Here is a 20,539-nt window from a genome sequence, read left to right on the forward strand (position 1 = left end):
AACCGCCCCTTTTTATATGGATCCAGCCAGAATGAATGCCCCAAGGGCCTATTCATTACTCGGGAATGTGTGCGATCATGAGACAGATACTCAATAAAATATACACGACAAGCGGATGGTCAGCGGCCTTTTTTCTTGTGGCCATTTGCCTGACAGTTATGGCACAGGTGGTTTTGAACCTGCTTGACCGCGTTAGTAGCCTGATTACAGGTGAAGCAATTGGATTGACGATCCCTTCCTATGCCGACTTCACAGGTTTCTTTCTCGCCGGCGCCTCTTTTCTCGCACTCGCCTACACACTAAGAGACGGCAGCCACATTAGGGTGTCACTGGTTTTGCAACACCTCTCCCCCAAACTGCGTCACATCGTTGAAATTTGGTGCCTGAGTATTGCCGCTGCAATGGCGCTTTATTTCACCACCTACACAGGTTTCCTCGTTCACGAATCATACATCTATAACGACCTGTCTCCAGGCATGATTGCCGTGCCAATCTGGATACCCATGATGCCTGTGCTTGTTGGATTAACCATCCTATCCATCGCCTTGATTGATGAACTTGTTTGCGTCATCTCCGGCGGCGAACCGAGTTACGAAGGCAAGGGTGAGAATTTACTAGAGCAAGATCACGCCGATCTTCACGCTGAATAAGAAGGGCAAAACCAATGTCAGAAATTTATTTAACCCTTCTTCTCATGCTTACACTCTTTGCTCTTTTAGGGTCTGGGGTCTGGGTTGCCTTCTCCCTGTTTGGTGTCGGCATCTTTGGGATGGCCCTCTTCACTGACGCCCCTGTTGGCGATGTCCTCGCAACAACCGTTTGGGGTGCCAGTAATCACTGGGCGCTTGCAGCCCTGCCACTATTTATCTGGATGGGTGAAATCCTGTTCCGATCTCGCTTGTCCGAAGACATGTTCAGTGGCCTGTCCCCCTGGATGGGAAAGGTGCCGGGCAAACTGCTCCACGTAAATATTTTTGGCTGTGCTATCTTTGCAGCCGTATCTGGTTCGTCTGCAGCAACAGCGGCAACCATCGGGAAAATGTCAATTCCAGAATTGTCAAAGCGCAAATACCCCGAAAGCATGATGATCGGAACTCTGGCCGGATCAGCCACCCTTGGCTTACTTATCCCTCCATCTATCATCCTGATCGTTTATGGCGTTGCTACCGAGCAATCCATCGCCCGCCTTTTCATCGCAGGTGTCATACCCGGCCTACTTCTCGTCGGCTTGTTTGTCGGCTTTGTGATTATCTGGGCGCTGATGAACAAAGATATTTTACCAGATGTAATCGAAGAAATTTCATTGGGCGAAAAGCTTAAGCGCGCAAAAAGCCTCCTTCCTGTTGTCATACTGATTAGTGGCGTCATCGGTTCAATTTATACCGGAATCGCTTCACCTACAGACGCTGCTGCTGTTGGCGTTGTTCTTGCTCTTCTTTTGTCTTGGTTTACGGGCGACTTGAACAAAACAACATTTTTCGAAGGGCTGATGGGCGCGACAAAAACATCCTGTATGATTGCTTTTATTCTAGCAGGTGCTGCATTTCTAACGGTTGCAATGGGCTTCACAGGCATTCCCAAGCTATTGGCAGAATGGATTGGCGGCCTAGCGCTCAGCCCCTACGCTCTTCTAGCTGCACTAACAGTATTCTTTGTTGTACTGGGCTGCTTTCTCGACGGCATCAGTGTTGTCGTTCTAACCACATCCGTTATCATGCCAATGGTAGAACAGGCCGGAATTGATCCACTTTGGTTTGGTATCTACATTGTGATTGTTGTTGAAATGTCACAAATCACACCACCAGTCGGCTTCAATCTTTTTGTCTTACAGGCCTTAACTGGACGAAATATCTTAACTGTTGCAAAGGCTGCCCTACCGTTCTTTGGTCTACTGGTTCTTGCGCTGGCTATTATTATTGCCGTACCAGAAATCGTCACCTATCTTCCCAATAATATGTAAGCAGGTTTTAACACCATCCACGAGATAACCCGTTCTATTAATCAAAAGGTCCCAGTATGTCTGACACGCCGAAAAACCCGCGCCACATCGTTTCATCCGAACACCTGGCCAGTGATCAAGGGTGGCAGATGAGCGAACTGGAATACGGCTTGATAATTGCCTTTAACGGTTTTTCCCGCTGGATGGTGCGCTGTATGAATGCTGCGGGTCATCAAGACTTTAATCCCCTTGATGTTCTGGTGCTCCACAACGTAAATCATCGCAACAGGGAAAAGCGGCTAAACGACATCTGCTTTGTTCTTAATGTTGAAGATCCGCATACCGTGAACTATTCTCTGAAGAAGCTGATCAAGGGTAAGCTGGTCAAGGGCACAAAAAAGGGGAAAGAGATTTTCTATTCTACCACAGAAGAAGGCGCAGAAGCCTGCTCTGAATACAGAAAAATTCGCGAACTCTGCCTGATTGATCCTGCCGTAGCGACAGATACCCGATTTGACGAAATTGCCCACACAGCACAGATTTTACGTAGCATTTCAGGGCTTTACGACCAAGCTTCCAGAGCTGCTGCGTCTCTTTAGCCTCTTAAAAATCAAACGCATTCTGCCTATTTAGTTTCGTCGCACCCTTTATTGCCTCGTAAAATTTGCGAAATGATCCCACTTGTTCTAACGTAAATAAATAATAAGAATACGAGAACAGGCGTATTCAGTGGAACAAAGTTCCACATAAAAAATAAAGGGATTAGTGAAGCCATATAAATAATGGCGCACTAGAAACGTCAGGAATAGAGCAAACATACAAAATACAGCTTTGTATTTTCTTGTGAATTGCTCTTGGGGCAACGAACATGGGATCGAACAGTAACCACGCAACACATGTGGAAAATACATTAGAAACAAATGGTGCCGCACACACCGAAATCGCGGCGTCTTGGCGGCGCTCGAAACTATTGCATCATCTCTCCCCTGATTACAGGCACCCCCCTGAACGCATATCTTCGAACGAACTGAAACAAGCCCGTGAAAAATTGGGCCCGCTGATTCACACAGCAGAAACCAGTTTAGACAATCTTTATCTTGCGGTTGGAAATGCAGGTTGTTGTGTTGTCCTTGCAGATGCAAGCGGCATTGCCGTTGATCGGCGCGGCGCGGGCAGCGACGAAAAGACTTATGATGAATGGGGCCTTTGTACCGGGGCTTTATGGAGTGAAGAAAGTGAAGGCACCAATGGTATTGGCACCTGTATCGTTGAACAACGCGCATTAACAATTCACAAAGACCAACATTTCCATAGCAAGAACATAAACTTGTCTTGTAGTGCGGCCCCCATATTTGATCACGAAGGTCATCTATTGGCAGCCATTGATGTTTCCTCCAGTCGCGCAGACCTGACACCAGATTTTGCGAGGATTATTTCGCTTTCTGTGATCAATGCGGCAAGGCAGATTGAATCAGAGTACTTTCGCCAAACCTATCATAACGCAGACATCGTATTAGCGACGCCACCTGCCGAACAAAAGAAATCTTCAACAAACTTACAGACGGCCCTATTGGCAGTTGATCAAGACGGCATTGTCATTGGCGCTTCACGGGGGGCACGCCGCATCTACGGACTTAAAAATGGCCCCTTGAAAGAACCCATTCTGCTTGCTGATTTACAGGGCAAACAGGTTAATCACGCCAAAGAGTATGAATTGGCTGAACGTCGGGTTATTTTGCAAGCTCTGGCACACACTGGTGGCAATATCTCTGCCGCAGCCACCGCTATGGGGATAAGCCGCGCCACGTTACATCGGAAAATAAAGTTTATGAAATTGGCGATTTAACCAGATCAATAAAACGCCTTCCCTTATGCCAATCTGGTTCTTGCGCCACTCAGGGCCACTTTTACTTTGAACGAACAGGCACATCGTACTTCTTTAAAAGCCGTCGAAATTGATGATAACTCAACGACAAGGCTTGCGCGGCATCAGTTTGGTTAAACTGATACTTTTCTAGTGTTTGCGTAAGAATTTTTCGCTCAAAGCCCGAAACTGCTTTCGCAAAGTCATCAATGGCCAGACTCTTGTTCTCGACAAGTCCATCTTGTTTCTTATCAGTTGCCCCAAAACGCCATGGGCTGTCAAAGGGGTCAATATATATCTCATCAATAGCGACGTCAGAAACTGGCAACCTGCAAATCGTACGCTCAACAGCATTCTTAAGCTCTCTGACATTACCAGGCCAAGCATAGCCAACAAGCTGTCTTCGCGCCTGCTCCGAAAAGCCGGGAAAAAGATCACGCCCCACCTCCCGCGTAACTTCCAGAGCAAAGTGATCAGCTAAAGTCAAAATATCCCGCGGCCGAACTCTTAAAGGCGGTAGCGTAACAACATCAAAGGCCAATCGATCCAGCAAATCAGCGCGAAAACCACCTTCTGCGGCCAAAGCGGGCAGATCAACGTTAGCAGCCCCAATTACTCGGACATCAACCTGGAGCGTTTCGCTACCCCCTACCCGCTCAAATTCGCCATATTCAATAACACGCAGCACTTTCTCCTGTACCGCACTAGATGCTGTGGCAATTTCATCCAAAATGAGTGTCCCACCATCTGCCCGCTCAAACCGCCCGACATGTGTTCGCTGTGCCCCGGTAAATGCGCCCCTCTCATGCCCAAACAGTTCACTTTCCAGCAAGCTATCGTTTAAGGCAGCGCAGTTAATCTTAACCAAAGGACCATCCCAGCGACGGGACAGGTAATGTAAACGAGACGTAAACAACTCTTTGCCTGTTCCCCGCTCCCCGACCACAAGACAAGGCTTATCAATCATGGCTAGCTGAGATGTCTTTTCGACCACATCCAAAAAATGAGGATCTTCACCGATTATGTTAACTAGAGAGTCCATATAATTAGCTATAATAGTTATCGATTTTCACCATTAAATATCGGCAATAATAACTAACATTTCAAGCAATTCATTTAAGTTATTGTTTTTATTTAAAAATTAAAACTGGCATACCTCGTGCAATCTATCCAAGTATTCTTACTCCTCGAAAGGAAATTGTTATGAGTATCTTTTCCCGTCTGACCGACATTGTTAATTCCAACATCAATTCATTGTTGGACCGTGCGGAAGAACCGGAAAAAATGGCCCGCCTTATGATTCAGGAAATGGAAGATACCTTGATTGAGGTACGCTCATCTTCTGTAAAGGCAATCGCCGATAAAAAAGATATCGAAAAGAAGCTAACCGCACTTGAGACATCTAGAGCTGAATGGGCCACCAAAGCAGAATTCGCCCTATCAAAAGGCCGTGACGATCTTGCCAAAGGTGCCCTTTTGGCAAAAAGAAAAATTGAAGAGCAAGCCGGCGCCCTTCAAACGGAGTTGGGTTATATAGAAGAAAGCCTCGCCAAATCTAGCGACGACCTTTCAAAGCTTCAGGCAAAGCTCGACGAAGCCAAGGCAAAGAAAAAGTCGATGGAAATCCGTTTAAACACAGCGGAAAAAAGAGTTAAACTTCGCAAGACAACTTATGACGGTCGCGTTGACGATGCTCTGGCCCGCTATGATAATCTGGAACGTAAAATCACAGAGCTTGATGCCGAGGCTGATTCATACGATCTTGGAAAATCCAAGACACTTAATGATGAGTTCTCTGAATTGGAAGCTGAATCAGAAATTGCCGATGAACTCGCGGCACTTAAAGCAAAAATGGCCAAGCCTAAAAAGTGATGCCTTCACCTATAACGGTCCAGAGCGGCCGGGATCTAGAATAAACAGATTTTAACTGAGAAAGAATTTAAAACAATGAGCTTCGCTGTAGCTTTCTTCGTCCCCTTGGTAGTGTTTTTATCTATCGTTGCCCCGCTCTGGATCATTTTTCACTACATCACAAAGTGGAAAACAATGAAAAAACAAGATCTGGGAAATGGTATGGTTGCCGTCCCCAAAGATGAGCTTTTAAAAATGCGTGACGTTGCGAGAAAGTTGGCAGATCGCGTTGCCACGCTTGAAAAAGTGCTCGAACAGGATTGATCGTCAAGCCTTTCATCCACGCAGCAGCAACTTCACCGCAATAGATTAAGCGACCGGAAGAGAACGGGATATTAAGATGCAAAATCATAGAAAAAAATCAGGTTGTCATAGTTATCAGGCTCACCACCACCAAGGGCCTGTAAAAAGAGTCACACGCGCGTTGGCTGACCGTTTTGGCGTCCCAAGGAAGCTTGTTCTGGCCGCCTTTATTATTGGCTTATTCATTAACTTTGTTTTGACCTTAATAGTTTTTTTTCTCTCCCTCTACTGGGTAAATAACCCCGGTCGGTTAGAGGAAAAGTTCAACAAAATGGCTAACAAAACAAAAAACTGGATGAACGGAACAAGCTCTCGCAGCACTCAGACACAATATGCCTACGCAGGCGCACAACAAACATCATCCCGTCCAGACGGTCATGATAACCACGACAGTGATGATTTGGATTTCTCTGAACTTTGTCGCGAGTTCGAAGATCTGGAACGGCGAACCGCTGATATGGAAAAGCACGTATCTTCTGAAGAATACAAACTCAATAAAGAGTTCCAAAAAATGAGAAACGATGGCGACGCTTAACACTCACCTATCTTTTCAAACAATACCTATTTGACTATCCAAACAGAAAACCGCTCTGGAATTCAGGGCGGTTTTTGTGCAACACCACGATATTAAGTATAATATCACAGAGGAATTACCCCAAATATCTCCAATTCATCTCAAGCTTTTCACGCCACGCAAACTTATCAAGATGGATGGTGATAATTCCTTCAATCTTTTCTAACCTGACGCTATCCTCCGCTTGGCAAAAAAAGGATAATGTATTTTCATTGGCCTCTATCACACAATCACCGATGCCAAAATCGACCGCTCCTTTTTCCGGCGTGTATTGAACCAAAACTTTATGCGCAAAGTGCTTGCAAAGCTGCTGCAAATATTTCGAAGCATGTTCGGTTTTGACCGACGCCTTCATCGTCATTGGCAAAATTTAAATCTCCTGGTTTTTTATAATTTTGCGGATTGAACAGCTTTTCGTCTTTTACCGTTATCTTCACAACATACTTATACGTTATGAATTTTATTTACCCTGAACAGATGCAGCCCAATAGACACCATCTAGAGGAACCGGCTGAAATCGATCAAAATACGTGCCTAATGTTTCTTCTGGCTCCAAAAACTTGAAGCGGTCAGAGTGAAGCCATTTTGCCATAACCTGTACGGCAACAACGTTCATCGGGCTATTATAGAAATGATGCCAAATAGCATAGGCCTTTCCTTGTTTAACAGCCTCTAGCTCTCTCAATTCAGGGCGAGAAAGCGCCGACGTTAAGCTTTTTTCAGCCCTGTCTTTATCCGTATTAGCCCCCAACTGAATAAACTGCGGGAAACGTTCTTCGGTCAGAGCAGATCCAATCGCCGTGCCGATATAAACCTCAGGTTCGTTCAGCAACAGATACTCACGACTTACTGAACCGTGTGTCCCCGGTATCATCTTTCCAAAGACGTTCCGCCCCCCAGCAGCGTCAATAAACCGCCCCATCATACGCTCTCCGATGGCCTCGCAACACTCAGTTCCCAGACCGACCCGAGATTCCATAAATACCGTTGGACGAGTGAATTCATTCGGCAGAGCATCTGTAACAAGATCAAGTTGTTCTCGGTAAAAGGCTAAAAACTCTTCTGCCTCGTTCTCTCGTCCCAACAGCTTACCAAGAATCTCAATACTCTTAGGCGTGTTTACCAGCGGATCGATCCTGAAATCCAGAATAACAACGGGAACCCCCGCAGCCTCTAACGTCGCAAGAAGCTGTTTGTCTTTATCATTTGGGCCGTGACCACTTGATAACCCAAAAAATGCAACATCCGGTGCCACAGACAAGGCCTGCTCTAAGCTAAACGATGATGAATTACTGCCCCCAATCCGCGGGATATTGTCAAGCCGTGGATATCGACGGCTATATTGGCCATATGATGCAGGATCATACTTTTCAAATTCGCCCATCATCCCGACAACACGCTGCGTCGGGTCTTTCCGATCCAGTATCGCCAAGCTAGGAAGGTAGCGTCCCTCTCCCAGGATTAACTTTTCTACTGGCACATTAATTTCTACAGACCGACCCGCTAAATCAGTTATTGTCACGGTCTGGCCTGCATTCGCTTGCCCCAAGAACAAACACCCAAGTAACAAAGCTATGGAAAATTTCCCAAACACATACCCAAACCTATACATCGACATTAAAACTCATACTTTGCAGCAAGAAGGAATGTACGTCCCGGGTCGCCATAGGGTGTATATCGCGAACTGTCATACCCAACATTCGCACGATCTACATAATCTTTATCAAACAGATTTTTGACATCAACACGCAATGACAAACCATCAATGTCTTCCGGGTACCATTCGGCATAAAGACCCGCGACAAAATAACTGTCCAATGCATTGCCGCCATTCTTCTTGGTATCATCATTTTCCAAGGCACCTTCACCGGTGGCACCAGCACGCAAGCCAAGATCAGGCCAGGAATACCCTGCCTCAAGACCATAGGTATCCCCCATGAGAATTCCTTGGTAGGCAAGGGTGCTCACGGGAACATCACCGTCGACACGTACATGCGTTTTGGAATAAGATCCCCGCACAAACCCATCCCCAAAGCTATATTTTGCAGATGCATTTACACCTTTGCTGACAACATCATGCTGGGTACCACGGTTACTGTTCGAAACATCATGTGAATCATCAATTTTGGTGTAGAAAACATTACCATCAAAGGTAAAATTTCCCTCTTCGACCACGAAGCCCGCTTTGTAATTAAAAGAACGCGAGGGAGCCAGATCGTCATAGTTCCAACGCACACCAAATGCACTCCAGTAATTCTGAACCCCGATTTCAGTCATCGGCACACCACCCCAAGCGGTACCAGCACCCGCGTACCCCATAAGCCAGGGGGTAACATCATACTCGCCGCTAAAGTTACCGCTCAACCCGGCATTATCTAGGGTGGTTCCTTCATTACCTTCCAGGTGATTATAATCAAACCTCCCCCCAAAAGAGACCCGGGCTTCGTCCGTCAGGGATAGTCGCGCCTGCGTAAACACACCGATATCGTAAACTTCTTCTTTATAGTTAGCATCATTTTCACGCCCGCCTTTTCCCCTATCAATATAGAAGTCCGCGCCCGATGTGATTTTCCCAAGACCCGTTGTGAAGGCATTAGAAGCCTTGCCGTTTATTGTGGTGATATCTGAAACAATGCCTTCGCCAATTGGAGTATTTTTAATATCCGCAAAGAGAGATGTATCCGTATAGCTCAGACTAAAACGTGGATCCCAAAGGTCCGTTGGTGTCTCGTCCCCAATAGAAAGCGAGAATGATTTTCTCTCATAATCAACACGCTGAGGTACGTCAGATGGGTTACTTGAACCACCAAAGTTAGCCCGCACCGGACGAATACCATCATCTTTGGTAAACCCACCCGTCAATTTAACCCGGTATCCATTATCAGCACTGTACCCCACCTTTAGAAGGCCGCTTTGCATCTCGGGCTTTGTCCCCGCGACTTCATGCCCTTTCCCGTCAGAATAATTATCGCCGCTGTCATTAGAGCCATACACCAAGACGTCAAAGTTATTATACTGTGCAGCCAGCGCCATATTCTCTGAAAATCCGCCGGTATTACTGTTAAAGGTCAGCTTTCCATAACCACCAAAGGCTTCATCGATATCCAGAAAATCGCGCCCGTCCTTTGTTTCATAAGAAATAGAACCTCCTAACGCTTCTGGTCCTGCATCTGCCGGAGCAACCCCTGTTTCAATCTTCACAGCCTTAAGCAACTCGGGATCAATAATCGCAGTACCAATATGGTGAAAAGTTTTTGTCACCTGCCGTGCCCCATCGACATCAACAGCTAATTTTGTATCTTCTATCCCGTTCACATAAACCTTTTGCCCAATAGCAATCGGCGAACTCACCGCGACGCCGGGTTCTTGCCGGAACACATCCTTGATGTCTTGCGGATTAATACGCTCCAAGGCTTCCTGATTCACATGGACACCGCCCGTTAGAACATCTGCCTTACCGTCAATATAAACCGGGTCAAGAAGAATACCCTGGTCATCGTTGGCGGCCTCAGACTCAATGATAAGAGGATCTTTTTCCACTTCCTGTGCCACAGCACCCGAAGGCAAAGCGATCAATGCCGCCGTTCCCAACAAAAGCCCCTTTAGATTACTTTGGCTAAAATCAAATAAATGTTTAGAAACAAGTTTGGGGCGTGTTCGCATAGCAACCTCAGCAATCAAAAATCTTTACTAATTGAGAATGCTTCTTATTATTACCTACTCAGATTTAACACCAGACAGAATGCTTTTGCAAAAACGTTTCTTTCATTTGCAACAAACGCTTTTACATACATCAAATTCGCATGGAGCCCCTATGCCGTCCTCAGAAATCAGCAACCACACCATGCGCAAGAACCTGACTTATGAAAATCAGATAAAAGAAACCACCTTGTTAAAAATGGGAACACCTGCGCTGAACAAACCAACACCTGAAGACAAATCAGTTGCGTCTGATAGGACAATCTTAAAAGGCAACATAAGCAACAATCGATACGCTTCATCCCTACAGGTGCATGCGACAGACACTATCGAAGTTCATAATCATCAAGCAGAGGCGATTGTAGGGCCAAGCCTAAAAATATGCCTGATTATTCATGGTAAAATAGAGGGAACCCTGGGTGATGATCATTATTCTCTGGATGCAAATAATGGCCCTAAAGGATACATCTGGGCATTACCACGACCTATCCTCTGGACCCGACAAATGCGCAAAGGAACAAAAGTTAGCAAAGTTATCATTTCCGCAGATTTTGACTGGATAAAAACCTACATCAACCAAGACATAGAAAATTCATATCGCATCAATGACTTTCTTCATGGAAAACTCGATATCAGAGATTGGAAACCTTCGAAGCGCGCCATTTCCCTTGCCGGTAAATTAATTACCCCTCAGGCATCATCGCCAATCATCAAAAAATTACAGGCGGAAAGCCATGCCCTCGAAATTTTAGCCGAAGCTTTAAAAAGTATCCTCACCACAAAATCGTCCTCATCAAACGTTCATAAGGATGCTTCACAAGAACACAAAGCAAGGATGGTCAGAGAATATATAGAAGACAATGTCCATAAAGGCCTCACCCTCGCCGCAATCTCGACCGCTCTCGCAATGAGCAAAAGCGCACTGCAAAATTCTTTCAAAATCGCGTATGACATGACGATCATGGACTACGTCAGAGAACGTCGTCTCGTCACCGCCCGGGATGCGATTGAACAAGATAACCTAACTATTTCACAAGCAGCCTTCTTGGCCGGGTACAACAGTGCTGCAAACTTTTCGACCGCCTTTAAAAGAGTATTTGGTTTTTCCCCATCCGACCTAACAAGCGAATAAGCAGAGTTACACCACGCCCGATATTTTGCCGGAATTCGTCTGAACATCCGGCATTCTGGCTGTATATTTCAGTTTAGTCCTCCCTTACAATAACGAACAGGGAGTATAGAATTAATGTCGGGTAAAATAGCCATTATTGGTGCTGGTATTGTTGGTGTTTGCTGCGCAGTCGAACTTATTGAACGCGGGTTTGATGTAACCCTTATCGATAAAAACGATCCAGGCAAAGAAACGTCATACGGCAATGCTGGTGTTATTGCCCGAAGCTCACTCGTTCCCCTTAATCACCCCGGCATATGGAAATCTCTGCCCAAGCTTCTCAGAAACAAGGCGACATCCTTTAGATACAACCCGTACTTTTTAGCTGCCAATACAAACTGGACAGCAAAATTTCTCAAACACGCAAATGATAAAGATTTTTTGTATACGGCAACGGCACTCGACAACCTAATAAAGCTCTCAACAGACAAACACGAACAAAGCGCTTCAAAATTGGACCTTGCAGAGAAATTTAATAAAAAAGGGTGGTTTTATCTTTATCGAACCGACGATGCATTTCGACGAGCCAAAAATCTCCACAATTCATATCAGCAGTATAATATTAAAACTGAAATCATGGATCAGGACAGAATTTTTGAATTGGAACCAAGCTTAACTACCATTTTCAACAAAGGCCTATGGATACAGGATACATATAGCTATTCAGATCCGGGCGCGCTTGTCTCTGCCTATGCCGATTATTTTAAATCCTTGGGCGGAACAATAATAAAATCATTTGTTCAGGGCCTGGAAAAAGTAGATCAGGGTTATCATTTAATACTCAATCAACAACGTTTAAAAGTGGACCAAGTTGTCGTTGCCCTTGGCCCTTGGGCAAAAGATTTTCTTCGAAATTTCGGCTACCAAGTTCCCCTCGCCTTTGAACGGGGATATCACCTGAACTACACGACCTCATCCAACCATCAACTAACTCGGCCTGTGTATGATGTAGAGGGCGGGTATGTGTTAGCTCCGATGAAAGGAGGCGTTCGCTTAACCACTGGCGTAGAATTAACCAGTCACGATGCCCCACCTAACTATAAGCAGATTAAAGCCGCAGAAATATCCGCCAGAGAAGCCTTTCCCTTAAAGAAACCACTCGAAGAAAAACCATGGCTTGGCAGTCGCCCAACCTTGCCCGACTGCAGACCAATAATCGGTTCGGCACCACGACACAATGATCTCTGGCTTGCAATTGGGCATCAACATATTGGTTTTAGCACAGGCCCCGGAACCGCATCTATTCTGGGGGCACTTATATCCGGAGAAAACCCTCCTATAGATGCAAAACCTTTCCGGGCAGAACGATTTATATCATGACCGCTCATAATGAAATACACATAGGCATCTCACCTTTGTGAAACACTGGTTTATAAAAAACAGCAATTAAACAGGGAGTAATCACATGAACTATTTTCATAAGACACTCACAATAGCCACGATATCAGCAAGCATGCTTTTATCCACATCAGCATCCTATGCTGCCGATAAATGGGACATGGCTCTTGCCTATTCAGCAACCAACTACCATTCCGAAATTGCGGCTAAATTTGCAGATGAAGTAACAGCCAAGACATCTGGGGATCTAGAAATTGTTACTCACCCCGGCGGTTCACTGTTTGGAGGATCAGAAATTTTCGGTGCTGTTCGTCGCGGTCTGGCCCCTATTGGCGAACGCCTCATTTCCGCACTCAGCAATGATGACCCACTATACGAAATAGATTCAGTACCCTTCCTTGCTACATCCTTCGCAGATGCGCGCAAGCTTTATGAAGCCTCCAAGCCTGAATTGATAAAGAAACTGGACGAAGCAGGCTTAGTATTCTTATATTCAGCACCTTGGCCTCCTCAGGGATTTTATTCGATAAAAGCGGCCAATTCTCCCGAAGACGTCAAGGGTCTGAAGTTCAGAGCTTATAACGCCACAACATCAAAAGTTGCTGACATGCTCGGCATGGTACCAACCAAAATTGAAGCCGCCGAACTCTCACAGGCGTTTGCAACGGGTGTTGCCCAATCGATGATTTCATCAGGCTCTACAGGTTATGATCGTAAACTTTGGGAACATGTAAGTTTCTTTTATGACGTGCGTGCATGGTTACCCAGAAACATGGTTATCGTGAATAAAAAAGCTTGGAACCGCTTGGATAAAAAAACTCAGGATGTCATTGTTGCAGCAGCAACAACAGCAGAAGATAAAGGCTGGGCAAAAGCAGAAGAACTTGCCGACTGGTATCTTGAACAATTCAAGAAAAACGGTATGTCTGTTGAACCTATGACGCCAGAAATGCGTGCTGCTTTTGAAAAAGTTGGCGCTTCACTTAAAGATGAATGGCTGGAAAAAGCCGGGGATAGTGGTAAAAAAATCCTCGCCACTTATAAAGGCGAATAAAATACAGGCCGGCAAAGCTCTTTATGCTTTGTCGGCTCTTCGTCTGTCCGGAAACAACAAGGAGCTTCTCTTGAAAAATCTATCTAAGTCACTCGACAAGTTCTACTTGGCAGGTGCCTGGGTATCAGGTGCATTGCTCCTTATTCTTTGTATTCTTATACTTTACAGCATTCTGGCCCGCATATTAGGGCTCTTTGCCGGTGGCGCAACTGACGTCGCGGGCTATGTTATGGCTGGCAGTACCTTCCTCGCACTCGCCTACACATTTAGAAACAATGGACACATACGCATTCTGCTGGTTATCCAACAGGCAAAAGGAGCCACACGCCTGTTAATCGAACGCCTCGCCCTTGGCTTCATGACAATCGTTACCAGTTACCTGACTTTTTATACAGTTTGCTTAGTGCTTGATTCCCTAGAATATGAAGAAAGAAGTGAAGGTGCAGACGCAATACTATTATGGATACCACAAATCCCTATGGCTATTGGCGCAGCAATTTTCACACTCTCCGTGATACATACCTTTGTTGAATCAATTTCTTGCCCAGAAATAGAACATATCAAAGAATTAGATCAAGAGGCGCAAAACGAGGTATGAGTGAAGCAATTTCCATCATCGTATTTCTAAGCGTTCTCTTTTTTCTACTCGGCTCTGGCATATGGATTGGCGCCTCATTATTGGCGACAGCTGTCATCGGCATGTTCCTCTTCACCTCTACCCCAGTTGGTGATGCTATGGCCCTTACCATTTGGGGAGATCAATCATCTTGGACATTGACCGCTCTTCCTCTGTTTATCTGGATGGGCGAGATCCTTTACAGAACAAAACTCTCTGAAACTCTATTCCGGGGATTGGCCCCCTTCATGGGGAAATTACCCGGCGGCCTTTTACACGTAAACGTCGGCGCATCGGCCATTTTTGCGGCGATTTCAGGTTCGTCGGCAGCAACCGTTGCCACCGTCGGAAAAATGTCTATCCCCGAACTCAGCAAAAGAAAATATCCCGAAAAATTAATCATAGGCACTCTTTCTGGCGCCGGCACCTTAGGATTATTAATTCCACCATCAATATCTATGATTATCTATGGTGTGACCGTTAATGAATCTATCGCCAAATTATTTATGGCGAGCATGATTCCAGGCTTGGCGCTTGCCGTGTGCTTTATGACCTATATCGCGATATGGGGTTTGATGAATAAAGATGCCGTAACCAAAACACCCAGTTTAATACTATCCGAAAAAATAAAGGCACTCTTTGACCTATTGCCAGTACTTATGCTGATTTCGGGTGTCATTGGTTCTATTTACTCAGGTATAGCGACGGCAACTGAAGCTGCAGCACTTGGTGTCTTAGGATCAATCATTCTTTCAATTGCTCAGGGTACACTTAGTAAAAACAGTTTTATAGAATCAATTCTGGGGGCTGTTAAAACATCCTCCATGATTATGTTTATCCTCATGGGATCGAGTTTTCTTGCCCTAACAATGGGCTTTACCGGAATTCCCAAAGCACTAGCGGTTACGATCGTAAATTGGGAATTATCTCCTTTCTCACTTATTGCCATCCTCACCATTTTTTACATTCTTCTTGGCATGTTTTTGGATGGTATCTCCTCTATTGTTCTAACCATGGCCGTTATTGAACCTATGGTTCGAGCAGCAGGGTTTGATATGCTATGGTTTGGCGTTTACCTAATGATTGTAGTTGAGATGGCGCAAATCACACCGCCGGTCGGCTTTAATCTATTTGTTCTACAGGGAATGACCGGGCGCGATATTGGATATATAGCAAAAGCCTCTATGCCAATGTTTTTTGTCATGTGTGCTTTTATTGGCATTTTGGTCTTGATACCTGAACTCGCGACTTGGCTGCCCAGCGTATTATAACAAGCCAACCAAACCATAAATCAATCCACCTCAAGAACTGGAGGCAAATACTCTCTCGTGAAGACTTCAAGACGATGACGATAATTTTGGTCAAAATCATCACATCTGCCAAAATGGTTCAAAAGAGTATCGACCGCCCGCTTTGCGTAATCTTCCGGACTATATTCAATTACGGCGTCGAGAACACCATCACGTAACAAAGCTCGCGTTCTTCTATTCACTCCATGAGCAACAATAACCGTATCTTGCAGAACCTTTTCGTCTTTCAGCTTCTGGATCATAGGAATATTCCAAGATGAAATGTTATAAACCCCTGAAAAGGGTCCATTTTCTGCAATATAATCAGACGCTTTTTTAAAATCTTTGGCATCACCATGATTACATTCCAAAACATCACTGGCAGATAGGCGCGGATACCGTTCCGCAACAACCTGCCGTAAACCAACCTCACGATCTAGATGTGCCGTGTATCTTTGTAACCTAGTAAGAATAAGAACTCTGCCGATAGATTCTGGAATGAAACGACCAATCAAATCACCAGCAAGCTTTCCGGCCTGCTTATTTCCGCTTCCGGCATAGTAGGTCCGGCCTGAATTTGGTAAGTCAGAGATCAACGTAACGACAGGGACTTCACGACAGATAGGGTTAAGTGCATCACTAATAATTGGATGGTCATAGGCCAACAGAATAACCCCATCGAAACCCCGTTGGATGGATTCAATCCTAGAAGCTATATCTTTTGGCTCCTGAGATGAAAAATAGTGGAAACTACAGGTAAATCCTTTGTTATCATGTAAAGACTGGTGATCTAAAATAGCTCGCTGTATTCGTGCATATATATCTCTATCCGGTCTATTCATCAGCACAGAAAAGCGAAGTGTTTGTCGTGGTAGTTGGTCAAGATTACGATTAATACGTAACTTACGCGCTGCATTCAGAACCTTTGTTTCAAGCTCCTCACGAACACCACCTCGTCCATTCAAAACGCGATCCACAGTTGCCGAAGAAACCCCTGCTAAAGCCGCGACCTCAGTTAAAGAAGATCGTTTTTGAGAAGATCTCTTTATCATATACATTCCAATTTTTGTCTAAGGCCATTCAAAATTGATTTAATTCAATCTTTATTCTGATGGTTTTCAATCAATATTTCAATAGCTGTTCAGTATACTCCATGCCATTTTCATTTCACAAAATTGAGCCCACCAAGGAAGCTCACCCAGGGAGTTAACATATGCACACCAGCCATTTGAGAGACGATCTTGATCGTGAGATTATTTTTCACCTTCAAGAAAATGCTCGATTATCAACAAGTTATATTGCAAAGAAACTTAACGTTGCCCGTTCAACTGTATATGAGAGGATCACAAGGCTTGAACGTGAAGGAGTTATCGAAGGCTACACTGCCATTATAAAACAAGACCCAAGAACTCGACCGGTCAGTGCACTCGTCTCGCTAGAGTTAAAACGTAATTATCTTTCACAAATCATTACTGATTTACAGAGATACCCAGAAGTAAAAAGCTGTAGCGCAATAACCGGTAGTTTTGATCTTTTTTGTACGGTCGAAGCGCCTCTTCTTGAAGATATAGATGCTTTGCTCGAAGAAATATCAGACTTACCATATATCACCAGAATAAGTTCGAACGTAATTCTAGCCAATAAATTTGACCGTACCGGCACAACTCCTAATAATACCAAACAACCATACTTACGGGCTGTCGGGGCCTAATTACATATGGACCCGACTTCCATAATTTAAGAGCATCTCACTGTCCATGCATCATTGCCAAAAATCCTCTCCTCTCGCAATCGGTGTCTTGATGCTGGATACAGAATTTGAACGTATTAAAGGCGATATCGGTAATCCCAATACCTTTGACTTTCCAGTAATTTTCAAAACCATTAAGTCTGCAACAGCAGACAAAGTCGTAACCAATGCCAATAAGGCACGAGACTTACTCCCTCTTTTCATACAAGGAGCCCAGGAGCTTGAAAAACAAGGGGTGAAAGCAATCGCGACCAGCTGCGGTTTTCTTACAATCGTTCAATCAGAACTAACAGAAGCCGTATCCGTTCCAGTCGTTACATCCAGCTTACTTCTCATTCCTTTAATCTCAACCGTTTTGGGTTCTAAAAGAAAGATTGGAATAATTACCGCCGACAGCAACTCTCTTTCAGCGCAGCATCTTCTTGCAATAGGTATTGATGATCGATTTCCTGTCCATATCAAAGGACTAGAAAACTCCAGAGTTTTTGTTGATTCAATTTTATCTCCGAATGCGAACTGTCGACTTGACCCACAGAAAATAGAGCAGGACCTGTTAGATCTCGCTGAAAGCTTTTGTCAAAACCACCCCGCAATTGGAGTAATCATTCTTGAATGTACAAATTTACAGCCCTATGCCCACAATTTAAGACGTAAAATAAACAGGCCCGTTTATGGTATTGTTGACCTTATTAACTTCATCCACAAAGGTCTCCCATAAAGGCACAACATAAAATAGGCTATACCTTTTAATACAGAACAAACCCATGGCCACTTCTCTCTTAAGAGCTTTGATCCAAGGCGTGGCCCAGCGCGACCACTAAGGTTAAAGCCAATGTCATGGTCGCAGAGAGAGATCTGAAAGCATGCACCTCAACTTCTTCGACCTCTAGACAGACGTCGGAATGTTGCGCCAAAGGACTAAGAACACCGTCACTTATTGAAACAACAGGAATACCTTTTCCCCTTGTCTCTTTCACAAGCTGGACAACATCAGATGCATAGCTTTTAAAACTAATCGCCAGCAAGGCATCTCCTTTGCGCATAGAACGTGCCTGTTCCAAAAACATCCCACCATTTCCATCGATCAGAACACAGCGTTTATCTAAATGTGCTAAAGCGTAGGCCAAATAACTCGCTATTGGAAAAGATCTGCGCTGCGCTGATAAATATACGACATCAGCCTTTGCTAAAATATCAACCGTCTGCTCCAGCCTTTCAGGGATAATCACATCACGAAGGTTACTTAATGCAGCAATACCGCCATCAATAAAATCATCCAATACGATGCTGGAAGCATTGGATTGATGAACACTATCCCTACCCAAAGAACGAATACGCTCTTTATAGTTTGAGCCATTCTCGACCAAGTGAGATCGAAAAACCTTTTGCATTTCACTAAAGCCAGTGTACCCGAAAGCTTTAGCAAACCGGATAAGGCTAGAAGGCTGTACAGCAGCACGCTCAGCAATAGCTGAAACCGTTTCCAGCGCCATATCATTGGGATTATCCAATGCATACTCCGCGATCTGTTTTAGCCGCTTACTCAGCTCATCATGGCGAGAAGCCAACTCATCTCTCAAAGCTTCATAGGTGCGGGGCGCAGTCATCAAAGAACCTTTCATTTTTATTCTTCATAACAGACCCACACAAAAATGGAATATAAATTCTAGATAAGGAATAAATGATACTCTTTCTCGCAACACCCACGCTTCGAAACAACACGCATTACGCGAAGGAGCTTTTAAACAAAGGACTTAATCATCACATAGTCACAACCGATCAAAGAACGATCCTCGTCTCTGACAATTACTTAATTTAGAAAATATATTCCAATAATAATTTTATTGAAATTTTTCTTTCATTTCTTTTTATCCCCACCTATCATCACAGCAAGGACAAAGATTCTTAATCGGGTCTTTGAACCAAATTGTGCGTTAACTTGCACAAGACAAAGTAAGAGGAATAACCTCAAAAAAAGACCAAAAAGGGAGGTCACGGGATGACTAAAAAGAATATAGCATTTGGGTTCGCCGTTGCAGCACTGTGCGCAGTATCTGCTGTTTCAGCGCAAGCAAAAGAGAAATTGAATGTTCTCTGCGCGGCGGATGAAGAATGGTGTAACCTTATGAAATCAACGTTCGAAAAAGAGTCCGGCGTTGATGTATCTATGGTACGCAAAAGCTCGGGCGAGATCTTCGCGCACATTAAAGCCGAAGCACGAAACCCCAAGGTTGACGTATGGTGGGGCGGTACAGGCGACCCACATCTACAAGCAGCTGCAGAAGACCTAACCACACCCTATAAATCAGAACAAATTGATAACCTTCTTGAGTGGGCGCAAAACCAAGCTAAACAAGGAGATTACAAAACAGTTGGAATTTATGCTGGGGCCCTTGGCATTGGTTACAACGAAGAACTCTTAAAGGAAAAAGGGCTTCCGGCACCAAAATGTTGGGCTGATCTAACAAACTCCGCCTACAAGGGTGAGATACAGATGGCAAATCCAAACTCATCAGGGACAGCTTACACAACACTTGCAACCGTTGTGCAGCTTTTTGGCGAAGAAAAAGGCTTTGAATTTCTGGCAGGACTTCACGCAAACATAAACCAATACACAAAATCAGGGTCGGCCCCTATTAAAGCCTCGGCGCGAGGGGAAACCACACTCGCGATTACTTTCATGCATGACATGGTCAAGCAGGTCAAAAAAGGCTTCCCAATCAAGGTCGTCGCCCCATGTGAAGGTACTGGTTACGAAGTCGGGTCCATGAGCATCATCAAAGGTGCCCGTAATCTGGACAATGCGAAAAAATTCGCAGAATTTGCGCTTCGTGCAGACGTACAGTCCTTGGCTGAGCAAGCAAAAGCCTATCAAGTTCCGTCAAACTCAGGATCTTCCGTTCCCGAAGGCGCACCAAAGCTCACAGAGATCAAATTGATCAACTATGACTTTGCTACATACGGTTCAAGCGAGACACGAAAACGTCTCCTAAAGCGTTGGGATGACGAAATTAAATCTCTGCCACGCTAA

General features: G+C 44.7%; 21 protein-coding genes. 15 read left to right on the forward strand and 6 right to left on the reverse strand.

Annotated features, from left to right (window positions below):
• The first annotated feature begins 77 nt into the window (after positions 1–77).
• The 4 genes from ACN0QW_RS14765 (at position 78) to ACN0QW_RS14780 (ending at position 3,785) form a co-directional block, all read left to right on the forward strand.
• Positions 78–650, forward strand: a complete 573-nt coding sequence (locus ACN0QW_RS14765) for a TRAP transporter small permease (protein ID WP_417432365.1) — start codon at positions 78–80, stop codon at positions 648–650.
• A 14-nt stretch (positions 651–664) separates the two neighbouring features.
• Entirely contained in the window at positions 665–1,960 is a 1,296-nt protein-coding gene (locus ACN0QW_RS14770; RefSeq protein WP_417432366.1) for a TRAP transporter large permease, read from the forward strand.
• Positions 1,961–2,016: 56 nt separating this feature from the next.
• Positions 2,017–2,538 (forward strand): winged helix DNA-binding protein, encoded by a 522-nt coding sequence (locus ACN0QW_RS14775; protein WP_417432367.1) that lies wholly within the window; start codon positions 2,017–2,019, stop codon positions 2,536–2,538.
• 269 nt (positions 2,539–2,807) lie between these two features.
• On the forward strand, positions 2,808–3,785 hold the full coding sequence (locus ACN0QW_RS14780; protein WP_417432368.1) for a helix-turn-helix domain-containing protein: 978 nt from the start codon (positions 2,808–2,810) through the stop codon (positions 3,783–3,785).
• A 61-nt stretch (positions 3,786–3,846) separates the two neighbouring features.
• Here the strand turns inward: ACN0QW_RS14780 and pspF are convergent, their stop codons facing one another.
• Positions 3,847–4,845 carry a phage shock protein operon transcriptional activator gene (gene pspF, locus ACN0QW_RS14785; protein WP_417432369.1) on the reverse strand — a complete coding sequence of 333 codons (999 nt, stop codon included), beginning with the start codon at positions 4,843–4,845 and terminating at the stop codon, positions 3,847–3,849.
• A 161-nt stretch (positions 4,846–5,006) separates the two neighbouring features.
• Here pspF and pspA point away from each other — a divergent pair, with 161 nt between their 5' ends.
• From pspA to ACN0QW_RS14800, 3 genes are all read left to right on the forward strand, one after another.
• On the forward strand, positions 5,007–5,675 hold the full coding sequence (gene pspA, locus ACN0QW_RS14790) for a phage shock protein PspA (protein WP_417432370.1): 669 nt from the start codon (positions 5,007–5,009) through the stop codon (positions 5,673–5,675).
• 75 nt (positions 5,676–5,750) lie between these two features.
• Positions 5,751–5,978, forward strand: coding sequence for a hypothetical protein (locus tag ACN0QW_RS14795; protein ID WP_046509633.1), 228 nt, complete (start codon positions 5,751–5,753; stop codon positions 5,976–5,978).
• Positions 5,979–6,054: 76 nt separating this feature from the next.
• A complete protein-coding gene (locus tag ACN0QW_RS14800) occupies positions 6,055–6,552 on the forward strand; it encodes a hypothetical protein (protein WP_417432371.1) in 498 nt (165 codons plus the stop codon).
• A 115-nt stretch (positions 6,553–6,667) separates the two neighbouring features.
• Here the strand turns inward: ACN0QW_RS14800 and ACN0QW_RS14805 are convergent, their stop codons facing one another.
• The 3 genes from ACN0QW_RS14805 to ACN0QW_RS14815 all read right to left on the reverse strand — a co-directional run bounded on the left by ACN0QW_RS14805 (position 6,668) and on the right by ACN0QW_RS14815 (position 10,254).
• Entirely contained in the window at positions 6,668–6,952 is a 285-nt protein-coding gene (locus ACN0QW_RS14805; protein WP_417432471.1) for a DUF2218 domain-containing protein, read from the reverse strand.
• A 99-nt stretch (positions 6,953–7,051) separates the two neighbouring features.
• Positions 7,052–8,209 (reverse strand): ABC transporter substrate-binding protein, encoded by a 1,158-nt coding sequence (locus ACN0QW_RS14810; RefSeq protein ID WP_417432372.1) that lies wholly within the window; start codon positions 8,207–8,209, stop codon positions 7,052–7,054.
• The gene (locus ACN0QW_RS14815) at positions 8,209–10,254 is read right to left on the reverse strand and encodes a TonB-dependent receptor domain-containing protein (protein ID WP_417432373.1); all 2,046 of its coding nucleotides are present in this window, start codon (positions 10,252–10,254) and stop codon (positions 8,209–8,211) included. Before ACN0QW_RS14815 ends, ACN0QW_RS14810 begins: the two co-directional genes overlap by 1 nt.
• 151 nt (positions 10,255–10,405) lie before the next feature.
• Here ACN0QW_RS14815 and ACN0QW_RS14820 point away from each other — a divergent pair, with 151 nt between their 5' ends.
• The 5 genes from ACN0QW_RS14820 to ACN0QW_RS14840 all read left to right on the forward strand — a co-directional run bounded on the left by ACN0QW_RS14820 (position 10,406) and on the right by ACN0QW_RS14840 (position 15,740).
• Complete coding sequence (locus tag ACN0QW_RS14820) at positions 10,406–11,422, forward strand: helix-turn-helix domain-containing protein (protein WP_417432374.1); 1,017 nt, start codon at positions 10,406–10,408, stop codon at positions 11,420–11,422.
• 114 nt (positions 11,423–11,536) lie between these two features.
• A complete protein-coding gene (locus ACN0QW_RS14825) occupies positions 11,537–12,781 on the forward strand; it encodes an NAD(P)/FAD-dependent oxidoreductase (protein ID WP_417432376.1) in 1,245 nt (414 codons plus the stop codon).
• Between the two features lie 85 nt (positions 12,782–12,866).
• On the forward strand, positions 12,867–13,853 hold the full coding sequence (locus tag ACN0QW_RS14830; RefSeq protein WP_417432378.1) for a TRAP transporter substrate-binding protein: 987 nt from the start codon (positions 12,867–12,869) through the stop codon (positions 13,851–13,853).
• A gap of 70 nt (positions 13,854–13,923) precedes the next feature.
• Complete coding sequence (locus tag ACN0QW_RS14835) at positions 13,924–14,451, forward strand: TRAP transporter small permease subunit (protein WP_417432379.1); 528 nt, start codon at positions 13,924–13,926, stop codon at positions 14,449–14,451.
• Positions 14,448–15,740, forward strand: coding sequence for a TRAP transporter large permease (locus ACN0QW_RS14840; RefSeq protein WP_417432380.1), 1,293 nt, complete (start codon positions 14,448–14,450; stop codon positions 15,738–15,740). Before ACN0QW_RS14835 ends, ACN0QW_RS14840 begins: the two co-directional genes overlap by 4 nt.
• 20 nt (positions 15,741–15,760) lie before the next feature.
• On the opposite strand, the gene ACN0QW_RS14845 is transcribed toward ACN0QW_RS14840, so the two are convergent.
• Positions 15,761–16,810 (reverse strand): LacI family DNA-binding transcriptional regulator, encoded by a 1,050-nt coding sequence (locus ACN0QW_RS14845; RefSeq protein ID WP_417432381.1) that lies wholly within the window; start codon positions 16,808–16,810, stop codon positions 15,761–15,763.
• Between the two features lie 161 nt (positions 16,811–16,971).
• Here ACN0QW_RS14845 and ACN0QW_RS14850 point away from each other — a divergent pair, with 161 nt between their 5' ends.
• Together ACN0QW_RS14850 and ACN0QW_RS14855 are read left to right on the forward strand one after the other, a co-directional pair.
• On the forward strand, positions 16,972–17,469 hold the full coding sequence (locus ACN0QW_RS14850; RefSeq protein ID WP_417432382.1) for an Lrp/AsnC family transcriptional regulator: 498 nt from the start codon (positions 16,972–16,974) through the stop codon (positions 17,467–17,469).
• Positions 17,470–17,515: 46 nt separating this feature from the next.
• A complete protein-coding gene (locus ACN0QW_RS14855; RefSeq protein ID WP_417432383.1) occupies positions 17,516–18,226 on the forward strand; it encodes an aspartate/glutamate racemase family protein in 711 nt (236 codons plus the stop codon).
• A gap of 61 nt (positions 18,227–18,287) precedes the next feature.
• Here the strand turns inward: ACN0QW_RS14855 and ACN0QW_RS14860 are convergent, their stop codons facing one another.
• Entirely contained in the window at positions 18,288–19,115 is an 828-nt protein-coding gene (locus ACN0QW_RS14860; protein ID WP_417432384.1) for a MurR/RpiR family transcriptional regulator, read from the reverse strand.
• A gap of 392 nt (positions 19,116–19,507) precedes the next feature.
• Here ACN0QW_RS14860 and ACN0QW_RS14865 point away from each other — a divergent pair, with 392 nt between their 5' ends.
• Positions 19,508–20,539: an ABC transporter substrate-binding protein gene (locus ACN0QW_RS14865; protein WP_417432385.1), complete on the forward strand. Its 1,032-nt coding sequence runs from the start codon at positions 19,508–19,510 to the stop codon at positions 20,537–20,539.

Source organism: Kiloniella sp., from assembly GCF_048259265.1.
GTDB lineage: Bacteria > Pseudomonadota > Alphaproteobacteria > Kiloniellales > Kiloniellaceae > Kiloniella.

Coding starts and splice junctions, on each gene's coding strand:
- ACN0QW_RS14765 (WP_417432365.1), top strand. CDS start 78: ATGAGACAGATACTCAATAAAATATACACGACAAGCGGATGGTCAGCG.
- ACN0QW_RS14770 (WP_417432366.1), top strand. CDS start 665: ATGTCAGAAATTTATTTAACCCTTCTTCTCATGCTTACACTCTTTGCT.
- ACN0QW_RS14775 (WP_417432367.1), top strand. CDS start 2,017: ATGTCTGACACGCCGAAAAACCCGCGCCACATCGTTTCATCCGAACAC.
- ACN0QW_RS14780 (WP_417432368.1), top strand. CDS start 2,808: ATGGGATCGAACAGTAACCACGCAACACATGTGGAAAATACATTAGAA.
- pspF (WP_417432369.1), bottom strand. CDS start 4,845: ATGGACTCTCTAGTTAACATAATCGGTGAAGATCCTCATTTTTTGGAT.
- pspA (WP_417432370.1), top strand. CDS start 5,007: ATGAGTATCTTTTCCCGTCTGACCGACATTGTTAATTCCAACATCAAT.
- ACN0QW_RS14795 (WP_046509633.1), top strand. CDS start 5,751: ATGAGCTTCGCTGTAGCTTTCTTCGTCCCCTTGGTAGTGTTTTTATCT.
- ACN0QW_RS14800 (WP_417432371.1), top strand. CDS start 6,055: ATGCAAAATCATAGAAAAAAATCAGGTTGTCATAGTTATCAGGCTCAC.
- ACN0QW_RS14805 (WP_417432471.1), bottom strand. CDS start 6,952: ATGACGATGAAGGCGTCGGTCAAAACCGAACATGCTTCGAAATATTTG.
- ACN0QW_RS14810 (WP_417432372.1), bottom strand. CDS start 8,209: ATGTCGATGTATAGGTTTGGGTATGTGTTTGGGAAATTTTCCATAGCT.
- ACN0QW_RS14815 (WP_417432373.1), bottom strand. CDS start 10,254: ATGCGAACACGCCCCAAACTTGTTTCTAAACATTTATTTGATTTTAGC.
- ACN0QW_RS14820 (WP_417432374.1), top strand. CDS start 10,406: ATGCCGTCCTCAGAAATCAGCAACCACACCATGCGCAAGAACCTGACT.
- ACN0QW_RS14825 (WP_417432376.1), top strand. CDS start 11,537: ATGTCGGGTAAAATAGCCATTATTGGTGCTGGTATTGTTGGTGTTTGC.
- ACN0QW_RS14830 (WP_417432378.1), top strand. CDS start 12,867: ATGAACTATTTTCATAAGACACTCACAATAGCCACGATATCAGCAAGC.
- ACN0QW_RS14840 (WP_417432380.1), top strand. CDS start 14,448: ATGAGTGAAGCAATTTCCATCATCGTATTTCTAAGCGTTCTCTTTTTT.
- ACN0QW_RS14845 (WP_417432381.1), bottom strand. CDS start 16,810: ATGATAAAGAGATCTTCTCAAAAACGATCTTCTTTAACTGAGGTCGCG.
- ACN0QW_RS14850 (WP_417432382.1), top strand. CDS start 16,972: ATGCACACCAGCCATTTGAGAGACGATCTTGATCGTGAGATTATTTTT.
- ACN0QW_RS14855 (WP_417432383.1), top strand. CDS start 17,516: ATGCATCATTGCCAAAAATCCTCTCCTCTCGCAATCGGTGTCTTGATG.
- ACN0QW_RS14860 (WP_417432384.1), bottom strand. CDS start 19,115: ATGACTGCGCCCCGCACCTATGAAGCTTTGAGAGATGAGTTGGCTTCT.
- ACN0QW_RS14865 (WP_417432385.1), top strand. CDS start 19,508: ATGACTAAAAAGAATATAGCATTTGGGTTCGCCGTTGCAGCACTGTGC.